11 protein-coding genes are annotated in these 15,520 nt (G+C 66.8%); 9 read left to right on the forward strand and 2 right to left on the reverse strand.

Annotated features, from left to right (window positions below; translation table 11 throughout):
• Positions 1-3: 3 nt before the first annotated feature.
• From ASD28_RS09790 to ASD28_RS09825, 8 genes are all read left to right on the forward strand, one after another.
• Positions 4-1,467: a serine/threonine-protein kinase gene (locus ASD28_RS09790; RefSeq protein ID WP_056126758.1), complete on the forward strand. Its 1,464-nt coding sequence runs from the start codon at positions 4-6 to the stop codon at positions 1,465-1,467.
• Positions 1,468-1,511: 44 nt separating this feature from the next.
• Complete coding sequence (gene tagH, locus ASD28_RS09795; protein ID WP_056126759.1) at positions 1,512-2,981, forward strand: type VI secretion system-associated FHA domain protein TagH; 1,470 nt, start codon at positions 1,512-1,514, stop codon at positions 2,979-2,981.
• A 36-nt stretch (positions 2,982-3,017) separates the two neighbouring features.
• Positions 3,018-4,349 (forward strand): type VI secretion system baseplate subunit TssK, encoded by a 1,332-nt coding sequence (gene tssK / locus ASD28_RS09800; RefSeq protein ID WP_056126760.1) that lies wholly within the window; start codon positions 3,018-3,020, stop codon positions 4,347-4,349.
• Positions 4,350-4,388: 39 nt separating this feature from the next.
• Entirely contained in the window at positions 4,389-5,696 is a 1,308-nt protein-coding gene (locus tag ASD28_RS09805; RefSeq protein ID WP_082577566.1) for a DotU family type VI secretion system protein, read from the forward strand.
• 19 nt (positions 5,697-5,715) lie between these two features.
• Positions 5,716-9,240, forward strand: a complete 3,525-nt coding sequence (gene tssM, locus ASD28_RS09810) for a type VI secretion system membrane subunit TssM (protein ID WP_056126761.1) — start codon at positions 5,716-5,718, stop codon at positions 9,238-9,240.
• On the forward strand, positions 9,237-9,854 hold the full coding sequence (gene tagF, locus ASD28_RS09815) for a type VI secretion system-associated protein TagF (RefSeq protein ID WP_056126762.1): 618 nt from the start codon (positions 9,237-9,239) through the stop codon (positions 9,852-9,854). The genes tssM and tagF overlap by 4 nt, the downstream gene beginning before the upstream one ends.
• A 97-nt stretch (positions 9,855-9,951) precedes the next feature.
• Positions 9,952-10,590: a DUF3313 family protein gene (locus ASD28_RS09820; RefSeq protein ID WP_056126763.1), complete on the forward strand. Its 639-nt coding sequence runs from the start codon at positions 9,952-9,954 to the stop codon at positions 10,588-10,590.
• Positions 10,591-10,615: 25 nt separating this feature from the next.
• A complete protein-coding gene (locus tag ASD28_RS09825) occupies positions 10,616-11,125 on the forward strand; it encodes a nuclear transport factor 2 family protein (RefSeq protein WP_056126764.1) in 510 nt (169 codons plus the stop codon).
• Between the two features lie 9 nt (positions 11,126-11,134).
• On the opposite strand, the gene ASD28_RS09830 is transcribed toward ASD28_RS09825, so the two are convergent.
• Positions 11,135-12,268 (reverse strand): choice-of-anchor Q domain-containing protein, encoded by a 1,134-nt coding sequence (locus ASD28_RS09830; protein ID WP_082577568.1) that lies wholly within the window; start codon positions 12,266-12,268, stop codon positions 11,135-11,137.
• A 169-nt stretch (positions 12,269-12,437) separates the two neighbouring features.
• On the opposite strand from ASD28_RS09830, the gene ASD28_RS09835 reads away from it, so the two are divergent.
• On the forward strand, positions 12,438-13,904 hold the full coding sequence (locus ASD28_RS09835; RefSeq protein ID WP_082577569.1) for an FAD-binding oxidoreductase: 1,467 nt from the start codon (positions 12,438-12,440) through the stop codon (positions 13,902-13,904).
• On the opposite strand, the gene ASD28_RS09840 is transcribed toward ASD28_RS09835, so the two are convergent.
• Positions 13,879-15,495, reverse strand: a complete 1,617-nt coding sequence (locus tag ASD28_RS09840; protein WP_082577570.1) for an ATP-binding protein — start codon at positions 15,493-15,495, stop codon at positions 13,879-13,881. The genes ASD28_RS09835 and ASD28_RS09840 overlap by 26 nt on opposite strands.
• Between the last annotated feature and the right edge of the window lie 25 nt (positions 15,496-15,520).

A 15,520-nucleotide genomic window follows, 5' to 3' on the forward strand; every position in this document is an offset into this window, starting at 1 on the left:
TAAATGGCAACGATCGACAGGATAGGCAAGTACCGCATCGACGGCGTGCTGGGCAGCGGCGCCATGGGTGTGGTCTACAAGGCGTACGACGCCGACATCGCGCGCACGGTCGCGCTCAAGACGATCCGGCACGAATTGCTGGACGGCCTGCAGGAAGCCGACATCGTCGCCCGCTTCCGCAACGAGGCGCAGGCGTCGGGACGCCTCGTGCACCCGAACATCGTCGCCGTGTACGACTTCGGCGCGTACGGCGAGACGACGTACATCGCGATGGAATACGTGGACGGCACGCCGCTGAACGCCTTCCTCGTGAAGGACGTGCCGATGGACCTCGCGGCCAGCATCACCTGCATCACGCAGCTGCTGCGCGCGCTCGACTACGCGCATGCGCGCGGCGTCGTCCACCGCGACATCAAGCCCGCCAACATCCTCATCACGGGCGACGCGCAGGTCAAGATCACGGACTTCGGCATCGCCAAGATCGAGTCGTCGACCCTGACGCAGGTGGGCGCCGTGATCGGCACGCCCAGCTACATGTCGCCCGAACAGTTCAAGGGCGAGACCGTCGACGGCCGCTCCGACCTGTTCGCCGTCGGCATCGTGCTGTACCAGATGCTGACGGGCGTGCGGCCGTTCAGCGGGCCGGCGTCGACCGTCATGCACCAGATCATCCACGAGATGCCGCCGCGCCCGAGCGAGCGCCAGCCGTCGCTGAATCCCGCGTTCGACGCGGTGCTCGCGAAGGCGATGGCCAAGCGCATCGAAGACCGCTACCCGAATGCGCAAGCGTTCCTGGACGCGCTGAACGCCGCCTACATGCAGCAGACGGGCGGCGTGCCGCTCACCGACGAGGACAACGAGCGCACCGTGCTCGCGTTCCAGCGTCCGGCCGTGCCCGAGCCGGCGCGGCCCACGCATCCCACCGGTGCGTCGCAGAGCATGCCGGCGACGGGCAGTGCGTCCAGCCTGACCAGTGCCCCGGAATGGCTGCACGGCCTGGCCCCGGACCTGCAGACGGCGCTGTCGACGCAGATCGGCCCCGTCGCGAAACTGGTGCTCAAGAATGCGGCGCGCGATGCGGTCGACCTGGACGATTTGTGCAACCGGCTGCTGCCGCACATCGGTTCCGATGCGGGCCGCACGCAGTTCCAGGACAGCGTCCGCGAGATCAAGAAGAAGCACGGCCTGTCCACGCTGGCCACGATGAGCGGCCGCAGCCAGGCCGGTGCGCCCAAGACGCAACTGACGCAGATGACGGGCATGCCGACCCTGCTGCAACTGAGCCCCGAGCAGATGGAGGCGGCGCAGATGAAGCTGGCCGTGTACGTGGGCCCGATCGCGAAGGTGCTGGCCAAGCGCGCAGCCAAGATGACGGGCAATGCCGACGAGTTCTATCGCCTGCTGGCCGAAAACCTGCCGGATCCGCAGGAACGGGCGCGCTTTTTGAAGGACGTGGGGCGGAGTTGAGTCACCATGCAACTGTATAATCGATCGATTCCTCCAGGACCCCAATGCCCATCACACTGAGCGTCTACATGTACCGCAATGCGGCGCCGGCCCAGGCGCTGACGCGGCGCTTCGACCAGCTGGGCGGCGCCATCGGCCGCGCGCCCGGCAACGACCTGGTGCTCGACGATCCCGGCAAGTACATCTCGCGCCTGCATGCGCGCGTCGAATACCGCGACGAGGACTTCTGGCTCGTCGACGTCGGCAGCAATCCGAGCCTCGTGAACGACCGCCCCGTCGGCGCCGGCCGCTCCGTGCAGCTGGAAGACGGCGACCGCGTCACCATCGGCGACTATCAACTGCTCGCGAGCGTGGAGAGCGAGGCGACGGCGTTCATGCCTGCGGCACCACCGCCGTCGCCCCTTCAGGTCGCGCCGCCACCGCCGCCTGTCACGCCCGACCTGCCCATGAATCCGGACGATTCGCTGGCCAATGCCGGCATCCTGGACGTGGGCGGCGATCCGCTGAACCCGAGTTTCGATCCGCTCGGCCTGAACCTGTTCGGCAGCCCCGCACCGGCGCCCGCACAGAGCGTACCGGCCTGGCGCGGCGCCGAGAGCGATCACGTGCCGCCGGAGCAGTTGCCGTTTGCGCCGCCACCGGTCGTGGCGGCATCGCAGCCGCAGCCGCAGGCGCAGGCCGCGGCGGCGATGGCGATTCCGGACGATTACGATCCGCTGGCGGACTTCCTGCCGCCGCGCGTGCAGGCCGCAGCGGCGCCAGCGCCGGCGCCGGCGCCGCTGCCGGTTGAAGAAGCCGAAGCAACCGCGTTCGTGCCGGCCGAGCCGCCCGTGCCTGCGGCACCACCACCGCCATCACCGCCACCACCGTCACCACCGCCCGTGCAAGCCGCGCCGCGCGCCCCGGGCACCGCGGCCGCGGACGACCCCGTGATCCAGGCCTTGATGCGCGGCCTGGGCCTCTCCGAACTGAACACGAAGCGCAGCGCCGAGGAGATCGCGGAGCTGGCCGGCGCCATGCTGCGCGAAGCGACGGCAGGCACGATGGGCGTGCTGATGGGCCGCGCCATGACCAAGCGTGAGAGCCGCCTGGACATGACGATGATCTCGGCCGCCGCCAACAATCCCCTGAAATTCTTCCCGGACGCCGACAGCGCGCTGACGCAGATGATCAACGGGACGATGCCGGGCTATATGCAGCCGGCGCGCGCGTTCGCCAACGCGTTCGACGACCTGAAGGCGCACGAGCTGGCGATCATGGCCGGCATGCGCGCGGCGCTGGAAGGCGTGCTCGCGCGCTTCGACCCGGCCGCCATCGAGGCGCGGCTGCAGGTGCCGACCGTGATGGACAAGATGCTCGCGGCGAACCGCAAGGCCAAGATGTGGGACCGCATGGTCGAGCTGTACACACAGATGGCCAGCGAGGCGGACAGCGATTTCCACCGCCTGTTCGGCGAAGCCTTCGGCAAGGCCTACGAGGAACAGGTCGCGCGGCTGCGCCAGGCGCGCCGCTGACCTCCCATCAACCGATACTCCAACCACTGCCAACGAATGTCCTGGAATAGTAAAGTCATCTGGTCGGAGGGCATGCTGCTGCAGCCCCAGCACCTGCAACAGCACGACCGCTACCTGCACGGCGTGATCGAACAACGCGTCGCGGGCGTGCGCGCTTACGCGTGGGGTTTCACGAAGCTGGTCATCGACGAACAGCTGCTCGCCCAGGGCAAGCTTGCGCTGCTGGCGGCGAGCGCCGTGCTCCCGGACGGCACCACGCTGAACCTGCCGCAGGACGACGCGCTGCCCGAGCCGCTCGACATCCCCGAGGATGCGCGCGACGCGCTGATCGTGCTGGCGCTGCCGCTGCGCCGCATGGGCATCGCGGAGACCGGCGACGATCCGGGCCCCGACAACTTCGCGCGCCACCGCCCCGTCGACTACGAGGCGATGGACAGCAATGGCCTCGACAACAGCGCGCTGATGCAGGTGGGCAGCCTGCGCCTGCGCGTCGCGCTGGAGAAGGACGTCGTCAACGCGTACACGACCCTCGGCATCGCGCGCGTGATCGAGCGCCGGCCGGACAACCGCGTCGTGCTCGATCCGGCGTACTGCCCGCCGTGCCTGGACTTCCGCGTCGCGCCGCGCCTGTCGGCCTTCGCCGATGAACTGGTCGGCCTGCTGGGCCAGCGTGCGCAGGCGCTGGCCGGACGCCTGAGCCAGCCCGGCGTCGCCGGCGCCGCCGAGATCGCGGACTTCCTGATGCTGCAGCTCTTGAACCGCAGCCTGCCGCTGTTCGGCCACCTGGCAGGCATGACGGGCCTGCATCCGGAGCGGCTGTATGCGGAACTGGCGCAACTGGCCGGCGAACTGTCGACGTTCAGCCGCCCCGACAAGCGCGCCGCCGCGTATCCCGTGTACCGCCACGACCGGCTGAACGAAAGCTTCGCGCCGCTGATCGAGGACGTGCGTGCGGCGTTGTCGCTCGTCGTCGACCCGCGCGCCGTCGCGCTCACGCTGGAGGAGCGCCAGTTCGGCATCCGCGTGGCCGTCGTGCCGGACAAAGAATTGCTGCGCACCGCGACGTTCGTGCTCGCCGTGAACGCGCACATGCCGCCGGAAGCCGTGCGCAGCGGCTTCCCGGCCATGGTCAAGATCGGGTCGATCGAAAAGATCCGCGACCTGGTCAACCTGCAGCTGCCGGGCATCGCCCTGCGCGCGCTGCCCGTGGCGCCGCGCCAGCTGCCGTTCCACGCCGGCTATACCTATTTTGAACTCGACAAGGCGGGCGAGCACTGGACCCAGCTGCAGAACTCCGTCGGCTTCGCGATGCACATCCCGAACGAGTACCCGGGCCTGCAGATGGAGTTCTGGGCCATCCGCAAGTAAGCCAAGTAAGCCAAGTAAGCAAATGAGCAGGAGGACCGCTTGAGCGATCCCGTGAACCCCATGCAGGACCCCGACCGCACCGTGCTGGTCCCCGCACCCGGCGGGCGCCGCACGGCGCCAAGCCAGCCGCCGGCTTCCGAGCCGCCGCGTCCCCAACCTGCCGGCGCACCGGCGCAGCTGCACGGCGTGGGCCTGAATCCGCTCGTGCGCGCCGCGAATCCGCTGCTCGACCTCGTGCCGCCGCTGCGCCGCATGGCGTCGCATCCGGACGTGGAAGCCTTGCGCATGCAGTTGATTCAAGCGATCAAGACGTTCGAGACCAGCGCCAAGGCCGCTCACGTGAACCACGACCAGATCGCGGCCGCGCGCTATGCGCTGTGCACCCTGCTGGACGAGACCATCTCGTCGACGCCATGGGGCGGTGGCGGTGTGTGGGCCAGCCGCAGCCTGCTGGTCGCCTTCCATAACGAGGCGTTCGGCGGCGAGAAGTTCTTCCTGATCCTGCAAAAGCTGTCGCAGTCGCCGAAGGACAACGTCGACGCGCTGGAGCTGATGTACCTGTGTCTCGCGCTCGGGCTGGAAGGGCGCTACCGCGTCATCGACAACGGCCGCAGCCAGCTGGACGCGCTGCGCGAACGCCTGCAACAGCTGATCGCGCAGCAGAAGACGTCCGTCGAAACCGAGCTGTCGCCGCACTGGAAGGGCGCCACCGGCAAGGGCGAGCCGCTGTGGCGCATGGTCCCCGTGTGGATCATGGCGGCTGGCGCCGCCGTCATCCTGATCCTGCTGCAGCTCTTCCTCGGCCACCGGCTGGGCAACGCGTCCGACCCCGTGTTCGCGAACCTGCTGTCGCTGAAAACGGCGCCGCCGCCGGTCGCGACGCCGGCCGCACCTGCGCCTACCGTGCCGCGTCTCGCTGGGTTCCTCGCGCCCGAGATCGCGCAAGGCCTCGTCACCGTCGTCGACAGCGCCGACCGCTCGGTCGTCACCCTGCGCGGCGACGGCGTGTTCGCGTCGGGCAGCGGCGACGTCTCCGGGGCGTACCTCGGCCTGCTGGGCCGCATCGGCGCCGCGCTCAAAACGGTGCCCGGCAAGGTGATCGTCGTTGGCCATACGGACAACACGCAGCCCGGCCTGTCGGCGCGCTTCCCGTCCAACTACGAACTCTCGAAGGCTCGCGCCACTGCCGTGCGCGACCTGCTGGCAGAACGCGCCGGCCCGGAAGCGCGCTACAGCGTGGAAGGCCGCGGCGACTCCGAACCGCTCGGGACGAACGACACGCCGGCCGGCCGCTCGCGCAACCGCCGCGTGGAGATCGTCCTGCTGACGCCTGCCACCGCCCCTTGAGACCAACACGACAACCGCAATGAAAAAGTTCTTCACCTGGCTGATCAAGCCCGCCGTGCTGGCCTTCCTGGGCGCGCTGCTGCTCGCCCTGGTCATCTGGTTCGAGTTACCGCTGGTGTCCTACGACGGCCACTATCCGTTCGCATCGGAGACGGTGCGCTGGACCTTCATCTTCATCGTCTTCGCCCTGTGGGCCGGCTGGCTGGGCTGGCGCTGGTTCAAGGCGTGGCGCGCCAACCGCGAATTGATGAAGAGCGTGGCCGGCGAGGATGCGAAGCCGGCGCCTGCCCCCGAGGAGGGCACCGCCGAAGTGGCGCAATTAAATAAACGCATGCAGGACGCGATCGCGATCCTGAAAAAATCCAGGACGGGCGCCAAGGGCGGCCTGTACCAGCTGCCGTGGTATATGTTCATCGGCGCGCCGGGCAGCGGCAAGACGACGGCGCTGACGCAGTCCGGCCTGAAATTCCCGCTCGCGGACGCGCTGGGCAAAGGTGCCATTGGCGGCGTGGGCGGCACGCGCAACTGCGACTGGTGGTTCACGGACGACGCCGTGCTGCTCGATACGGCCGGCCGCTACACGACGCAGGACAGCAACGCCGGCGCCGACAAGGCCGCGTGGACGGGCTTCCTGCAACTGCTGAAAAAATACCGCCGCCGCCGTCCCATCAACGGCGTGATCGTCACCGTGCCCGTGAGCGACCTGCTGCAGGACACGGAAGCCGGCCGGCAGGCGCAGGCGCAAGCGATCCGCGACCGCCTGAAGGAACTGCACGACCAGCTGGGCGTGCGTTTCCCCGTCTACGTGCTCGTGACGAAGTGCGACCTGCTGGGCGGCTTCGTCGAATTCTTCGATGCACTGGGCCGCGAGGAGCGCGCGCAGGTGTGGGGCATGACGTTCCCGCTGCAGGACGGGATCGACGGCGACGCCGCGCTGGCCGCGTTTCCCGCCGAATTCGAGCAGCTGGAACAGCGCCTGCAGGAACGCGTGCTCGCGCGCATGCAGCAGGAGCGCGACCCGCACAAGCGCGCGCTCGTCTACAGCTTCCCGCAGCAGTTCGCCGGTATCGAGGATGTGCTGAAGCGCTTCCTGGACGACGTGTTCGCATCGAACCGCTACGAACGCCAGGCCCTGCTGCGCGGCGTCTACTTCAGCAGCGGCACGCAGGAAGGCAGCCCGCTGGACCGCGTGATGAGCGCGATGGCCGCGTCGTTCGGCCTGGAGAGACAAGCGCTGGCGCCGAACGCCGCCAGCGGCCGCAGTTACTTTATCACGCATCTGCTGCAGCAGGTGATCTTCCCCGAGGCCGAATTGGCCGGGGTGAACCACACGCTGGAAAAGCGCCGGCGCATGATCCAGTGGGGCGCGGTCGGGGCCATCGCCGTCGCGTTCGTGCTGCTGGGTGCCGGCATGATCACGAGCTATGTGCGCAACCGCGCGTACGTCGCGGACATGGAAGCGAAATCGGCGGACATCGCCAAACAGGTGGCCGCATTGCCCGCGCAGGGATCGACGGTGCAGTTGCTGCCCGTGCTCGACGCGCTGCGCACGCTGCCGGGCGGCTACGACGACCGCGACAAGGGTGCGCCGTTCCTGAACCGCTTCGGCCTGTACCAGGGCGACAAGCTGGGCGAGGCCGCGCGCATCGCCTACCGCAAGGTGTTGCAGGACACGCTGCTGCCGCGCCTGCAGCAGCGCATGGAAGACCAGTTGCGCAGGAGTGCCGCCAACAGCCCCGAGTACCTGTACGAAGTGCTGCGCGTCTATCTGATGCTGGGCGACGCGAGCCACTTCGATGCCGAATCCGTCGCCGCGTGGGCCGCGCTGGACGATGCGCGCAACCTGAAGGACGCGAACGACGATCAGAAAGCAGCGCTGGCCGCGCACGAGCTGGCGCTGATGGAAAACTTCCGCGACGGCCAGGCGATGCCGCGCCTCGATCCGCAACTGATCAGCGATACGCGCTTGACGCTGGCGCGCATGCCGCTCGAACAGCGCGTCTACAACCGCCTGAAACGCCAACTGGTGCGCGAAAAGCTGCCGGAATTCAGCCCCGCCAGCGCGGGCGGACGCGAAGCCGCGAACGTCTTCGTGCGCAAGAGCGGCGAGCCGATCACGCGCGGCGTGAACGGCATGTTCTCGCCCGCCGGCTACGCGAAGTTCCTCGAGATGAGCAACGAGGCCGTCGACGACGTCGAGAAGGAACGCTGGGTGCTCGCGCAGCAGGAAGCGACGCAGGCCGGCAACCGCGACCAGGTCCGCCAGGCCGTGCTGCGCCTGTACTACGACGACTACATCGCGCAATGGGATGCGCTGCTGGCCGACGTGAGCCTGCGTCCGTTCGGCACGCTGGAGCAGGGCGCGCGCATCACGAACCTGCTGTCCGGCGCGGAGTCGCCGATGCGTAAATTCCTTGTCGCGGCCAGCAAGGAGACGACGCTGGGGGCTACGCGCGCACCGCTGGCCGCATCGGTCACGGCCGCCGTCAAGGGCAAGCTGGACGCGTACAAGAAGAAGCTGGAAAGCGCGATGGCCAGCACGGACGATGCCGCGCCTGCCGCACCGGTGAAGGCCGCGAACCCGGTCGACGCGCACTTCGAAGACCTGCACAAGATGACGACGGGGACGCCGTCGCCGCTGGACCAGTCGCTGGGCATGCTGAAGGACGTCGCCGTCTACCTGGACAGCGCCGCCGCCGCCAAGCGCACGGGCTCCCCGCCGCCGCCGGGTGACGCGCTGGCGAAAGTGAAGCTCGAGGCGGACGGCAAACCGGCGCCGCTGGGCACGATGCTGAAGTCGATCGACAACGGCGGCGCGGGCCTCACGTCCGGCAGCGAACGCGAACGCCTGAACGCCTTGTGGACGGCGGGCCCGGCGCAGTTCTGCCGCCAGGCCGTCGCGGGCCGCTACCCGATCGTGAAATCCGCCGCGCAGGACGTCACCGCCGACGACTTCGGACGCATGTTCGCGCCGGGTGGCCTGATCGACGACTTCTTCGCGAAGAACCTCGCGCAATACGTCGACATGGGCGGCGCCCAGTGGCGCTGGCGCGCGACCGCGAACGACGGCACGCTCGGCATCCCGCAATCGACGCTGGACGAATTCCAGCGCGCCGCGAAGATCCGCGACGCGTTCTTCGCGAACGGCGGCCGCCAGGCATCGATGCGCTTCGACCTGAAGCCGGTGGCGCTCGACCCGGCCATCACGAGGTTCGTGCTCGACATCGACGGGCAAGCGCTGACCGCGGCGCCGGGCGCGCTGGTGCCGGCATCGTTCCAGCTGCCGAGCGGGAAGGGCGGCGGGCAGGTACGTCTCGACGTCACGCCCGCGAGCGCGCACGGCTCGCTGCACACGGAAGGGCCGTGGGCGTGGTTCCGCATGCTCGACAAGGCCACCGTGGCGCCGACGGCGCAGGGGGAGCGCTACAACGTGACGTTCGACGCGGACGGCCGCAAGGCCACGCTGGAACTGACCGCGAGCAGCGTCGTCAACCCGTTCCGCCGCGCCACGCTGGAGCAGTTCCGCTGCGTGGACAAGCTGTGACCGGGTACTTCGGCAAGGTCTCCACCCTGGGCGACTTCGTGTCGCGCGGGCTGCCCGATGGGCCGGTCGCGGCCTGGGATGCGTGGCTGCAGCAGTGCATTCATGCGAGCCAGCAGCAGTTGGGAGATCAGTGGCTCAATCACTATCTCACCAGTCCGGTGTGGCGGTTTGCGATTGCGCCCGGGGTGCTTGGGCCGGAAGGATTGGGCGGCGTGATGATGCCGAGTGTCGATCGCGTCGGGCGCTATTTTCCGCTGATGATCGGTGCTGTCGGCGCGCCGCCGCTGCTGGACTGGTTTCACAAGCATGTGGCCTGGTATGACGCGGTCGAGGATCTGGCGCGGGCGTCGCTGGATCCGGCGTTCGGGCTGGTGCAGTTCGATGGCATGCCGGAGCCTGGGGTGGCGAAGGATGCGCAGCCCGTGCCGGTGAATGGCACGTGGCGGTTTGCGCTGGATGCGAACGTGGGCGAGCGCGTCGCCGCGGCGGCGTTGCAAGGACATGGCCTGTGGTGGACGGCGGGTTCGCCCGGCGTTGAACCGACGATGCTCACGTGTGCCGGGATGCCGCGAGCGCAAGGATTTGCAGCGATGCTGGACGGTACCTGGCACTGAACCATTGAGTGGTTCCCTTGAGACGCCCCAACTGCCGCCAAGGGTGGACGAGCAAAATTATCAAACCGTATATCCGGTTTGATTGAGGAGTCCATCCATGAACAAGCAAAGCGCATCAATCTGCAGTGGACTGTTTCTGTGCATCGCGGGAGCGCTTTCCGGGTGCGCGACGAACGGCATGACGCGCTCGGGATTTCTCGACACGTATGAGACGCTTGCGCCGACGCGGTACAAGCATGTATTGATGTTCCGCGAGGCCGGATTCGACCCGGGACGTTACGCCGAAGTTGTTGTGGAACATCCGTTGATCAAGACGAGTTCCGGCCGCATCGAAGGACTCGACGATGCGCAGCAGCGCGAAGTCCTGGATTATGTCGACACCGAACTGCATCGTCAGGTGAGCAAGATCCAGGCGGCGCCAGGTGCGGCAGGCCGGGTGCGGCTGCGCGTGGCGGTGACCGAACTCCAAACACCCAATCGGATGGTCAACGCGATAACGCTGCTGCTGGTCGGGCCAGTCACAACCGGCGGCGCGAGTCTGGAGTTCGAGGCCGTCGACGACAGCACCGGCCGCCGCATTGGCGCGGCGACCTGCTTCGATCACGGCAACGTCCTCACCGAATTCTTCGCCTCATACACGGTGCTCGGTCACGCCAAGGCGGCGATCACGACGTGCATCGAGCGTATCGATGGCGCGTGGCGGGATACAACACCCGTGAATACTGCACAGATATAATTCCTGGATTTTCACCGGAGAATTCATGTTCACGCGCGGTTTAGTTTCGACATCCATCGCCATGCTCGCCATGGCATCCACCGTCGCGCTGGCCCAGCCGGCAGCCGATACCGCATGGGATGCCGGCGCACGGGCCGCCGACAAGGCCTATTGGGAAGCCTATAACCGCGCGGATCCGGATGGCATGAACGCCTGGCTGGCGTCGGACGTCGAGTTTTATCACGACCGTGGCGGCAAGGTAATCGGCAAGAAGGCGCTGTCCGCGGTGAACGACGGCATGAAGAGCGCGCCGGTCAAATTGCGTCGCGAAGCCGTGCCGGGAACGATCCGCTTCTTCCCGATGCGCCAGGGCGAGACGCTGTATGGCGCGATCGTCACCGGCGAACACCGGTTCTATGCGCGGCCTGCGGGCGCACCCGAGACGCTGGCGGGGCATGCGAACTTTTCGCATCTGATGCTCTTGCAGGGAAAGCAGTGGCGCATCTCACGCATTTTCAGTTATGAGCACGTGGATGCGCCCGCACCAGCGAAGTAAACAGCCGGATTAGAACTCGTAGGCGCCGATATCGATGGCCGCGCCGCGGGGGCGTGCCACCAGCATCAGGTCGACCCGCGGTGCCGACGTCGACGTACCGCGGTCGATCGCCGGCGAGCTGCTCGACAGGCGATAGTTGCCGGTGCCGTTGGCCTGGTAGGCCACGAACAGCGGATCCGACGAAATCGTGCCGCTGACGCTGCCCGCCACGCGCATGGCGGTGCCGCTTTTTGCCACCAGGTTGTTCACATAACGGTTGTTACCGGCCATTTTGCCCAGTTCGACGATGCCGTAGGTCGTGTTGTCATACACGACATTGTTGGCGACGTAGTTGTTGGCCGAACCCGTGGTCGTGCCGGCATCGCCCTGGCCCAGCAGGATACCGTCCTTGCTGTGGAAGACCGTGTTGTTGACGATCGTCGACGCGGTCGCGCCGTGCCACTGTTGAATGCCGGCCATGGCAACGCCCGAGACGAGGTTGTTCGTGACGACATTGTTTGCATTCGCGATGTAGATGCCCTGCACCGTGTTGCACTTGCCGATCATCGAGGCGCCGATGTTGCGCACCACGTTGCGGTCGATGACGACACCGCCGACCGGGCCATAGGTATCAATGGCCGCGCCGCCGCTGCCGTTGCAACCGCCGCTGATGGTCAGGTCATGGATGAAGTTGTTGGTCATCGTGAGGTTCGCGCCGGCGGCCAGGATGCCGTGACGGCCCGAGCCGGAGATGTCGAAACCGTCGATATCGACGTAGCTGCCGCGCGAATCCCACGTGATGCCGGTGCCCGACACGATGATCTTCGCGCCCCATTTCACGTCCGAGACGAATTTGATACGGGCGGTTGCGGTACCGCTCTTGCTCGTTTTGATGCCGGCGTTGTCCAGCGCGGGCGCGGAGACGCGATACGTGCCTGCGGCAACGTGGATGACGGTGCCGGCGCTGGCGAGCGCATCGGCACGCGCGATCGACTTCACCGGCGCGGTTTGCGTCCCGGGGTTCGAGTCGGAGCCGGTCGTGGAAACATACAAATCCTTGGCGACGGCGGAAGCCATCGGGGCCGCTGCGAGCAGCACGACGGCGCCGCAGGACAGGAGAACGTTTGCACGGATGTTGGAAGCGAAAACAGCAGTTTTTTTCATCGGGAGAAGCCTGACTCAGCAAGTTAATGAGTAAGCTTTGAGGCAGGGAAACTTCCTAAGTTCACTTTTTTTAGCGAAAAATTTCTGTAGCGTAGCAATCCTTCAAGAAAGAAATCGTCGGGTAGTGAGACAATCTTTGCGAACACACCAACATCACCAGGAATTTGGAATGAATGACCGTATGACCCCAGCCCCGGACCAGGGCCTGCCGGCCCCATTGCTGGCCGAACTGCAAACCCGCTTCGGCCCCCGTTTCTCGACCGCCGCCGCGGTGCGCGAACAGCATGGCCGCGACGAATCGTCGTTCGTGGACGTGAATCCGCCGGACGCGGTGGTGTTCGCCGAGGACGTCGCGGACGTCCAGGCGCTGCTCGCGCTGGCGGGCCGGTACGCGGTGCCGGTGATCCCGTTCGGCGCGGGGTCGTCGCTGGAAGGTCATCTGCTGGCGGTACGGGGCGGCATCAGCCTCGACGTGAGCCGCATGAACCGCGTGCTTGCCATCGATACCGCGGACATGACGGCGACCGTGCAGCCGGGCGTGACGCGGATGCAGCTGAACCAGGCGCTCAAGGGCACGGGACTGTTCTTCCCCGTGGATCCGGGCGCGGACGCGTCGATCGGCGGCATGTGCGCCACGCGTGCCAGCGGCACGAATGCCGTGCGCTACGGCACGATGCGCGAGAACGTGCTCGCGCTGCAGGTCGTCACGGCCGCGGGCGAGATCGTGCATACCGGGACGCGTGCGCGCAAGAGCAGTGCGGGCTACGACCTGACCCGGCTGATGGTGGGCAGCGAAGGCACGCTCGGCGTGTTCACCGAGATCGTCGTGCGCCTGCACCCGCTGCCGGAAGCGCAGTCGGCGGCCGTGTGCTCGTTCCCGGGCATCGCCGACGCGGTAGGCGCCGCGATCGACATCGTCCAATCCGGCATTCCGATCGCGCGCATGGAGCTGATCGACGCGAACACCGTGCGGATGGTGAACCGGTACAGCAAGCTCGATCTGCGCGAAGAACCGATGCTGCTGATGGAATTCCACGGCACGCCGGCTTCCGTGCGCGAACAGGCGGAAACGGTCGAGGCCCTGGCGGGGGAGCACGGCGGCGCGGCGTTCGCCTGGGCGACCGACCCCGAAGCGCGGTCGCGGCTCTGGACGGCGCGCCACCATGCCTATTTCGCGGCCATCGCATCGATACCCGGCTGCCGCGCGATCAGCACCGACACCTGCGTGCCGATCAGCCGCCTGGCGGAATGCCTGCTCGAGTCGGTGCGCGAAGCGGACGAGATGGGCGTGCCGTATTCGCTGGTCGGGCACGTCGGCGACGGCAACTTCCATTTCGGTTACCTGATCGATCCGCACAAGCCCGAGCAGCGCGAACGCGCGGAACTGCTCAACGCCCGGCTGGTGGCCCGTGCGATTCGCCTCGACGGCACGTGCTCGGGCGAGCATGGCATCGGCATGCACAAGATGGATTTCCTGGTGCAGGAAGCGGGGCTGCCCGCGGTGGAACTGATGCGGGCCATCAAGCGGGTGTTCGACCCGCAGAACATCCTCAACCCCGGCAAGGTGTTGTGGGGCGCGGCCGGGCAGGGCGCGTTGCGGCGCAGCTGGGCTACGTCCGTGGCAACGCCACCCTGAACACCGTTCCCTTGCCGACTTCGCTCTTCACGGCGATCGTGCCGCGGTGCCCCTGCACGATCCCGTACACGATCGACAGCCCGAGCCCGGTCCCTTTGCCAACGGGCTTGGTCGTGAAGAAGGGTTCGAAGATGTGATCGAGGTGCGCCGGCGCGATCCCGCATCCGTTGTCCTCGATCTCGACCCAGACGACCTTCTCGTCATGGCCGGTGCGCACGATGATCGTGCCCTTGCCCTCGATCGCATGGGCCGCGTTGATGAGCAGGTTCAGGAAGACCTGGTTGATCTGCGAGGGCAGGCAATAGAGCTCGGGGACGCCGGCGTATTCCTTGACGACGTCCGCCTTGTACTTGATTTCGTTCCAGGCCACGTTCAGGGTGCTGTCCAATCCCTGCTCGAGATCGGCCATTTCCTTTTCCGTGCCGCCGGGCCGGGAGAAATCCTTCAGGTTCTGCACGATGTGTTTTACACGCTGCAGGCCTTCCCGCGATTCGGCGAACAGCGCGTCGAGGTCCTGGCGGATGTCGTCCAGCCCGATGTCTTCCTTCATGAAGGCGACCGGTGCGCGCGCGTCGCCCGGCAGCAGCCCTTCGACGCCTTCGAATGCGCTGATGAGCTTCAGGATGTCTTTCGCGTCGCGTTCGAGCGCGCCGAAATTCGAACTGATGAACGCGAGCGGATTGTTGATCTCGTGGGCGACGCCGGCGGCCAGCAGGCCGATCGAGGCCATTTTTTCGGACTGCAGCAGCTGGCCCTGCATGTCGCTCAGCTTGCGGATCAGGACCTGCTGCTGTTCCTTCTCCGCTTCCAGCCGCGCATTGGCCTCTTCCAGTTCCTGCGTGCGCTCGCGCAGGCGCTCTTCCATGAGCTTGCGCTGCGTGACGTCGTAGCCGATGCCGACGATGCCGTTCACCGCGCCGTCTGCGCCGCGCAGCAACACCTTGGTCGTGACGGTCCAGCCCAATTCGCCCGTGTCCTGGTCCTCGACCAATTCTTCGTAATCGAACAGCGACCGGCCGGAATCCATGACCTGCTTTTCGTCGGCGAAGTATTTGGCCGCCAGCTCGGCCGGGAAGAAATCGTAGTCGGTCTTGCCGATCAGTTGCGGCGGCGTTTCGACGCCGGCCAGGCGGGCCATGCGGTTATTCCCGAACAGGAACCGGCTTTCGCGGTCCTTGGCGTAGATGCGGAAGGGGATGTTGTCGACGAGGGTGTGCAGCAGCGTGCGTTCGAACGCCAGTCCTGTCGTCGACTGGTCCTGCCGGCTCTGTTCCCGCAGGGCCGCGTTCGTCAGCGCGATGGACGCCGCGGTGGCGAGGATGTCGAGCAGCGCGGCGTCGACTGCCTGCGCATGCTCCAGCACGACCATGCCGTCGCCTAGCGCGAAACAGGTCGTGTCTCCGATACAGGCCGTCTCGCCGGCGGCCGCCCAGTATCCACGTTCGGCGCCGCACAGCGACACCGCAACGGCCACCGTTTCCTGCTGCAGTGTCTCCACACTGGCGTCCGCGGCGAGACGACGTAATCCTTGCGCCAGCGCTGCGAGCACCGGCTCTTCGGATTTGCTTTCGGAGAACTTTAATTTCGACATGGTAATTTATTCTTGCAGGTTCCTC

The organism is Massilia sp. Root133 (genome assembly GCF_001426525.1).
Taxonomy (GTDB): domain Bacteria; phylum Pseudomonadota; class Gammaproteobacteria; order Burkholderiales; family Burkholderiaceae_D; genus Telluria; species Telluria orientalis.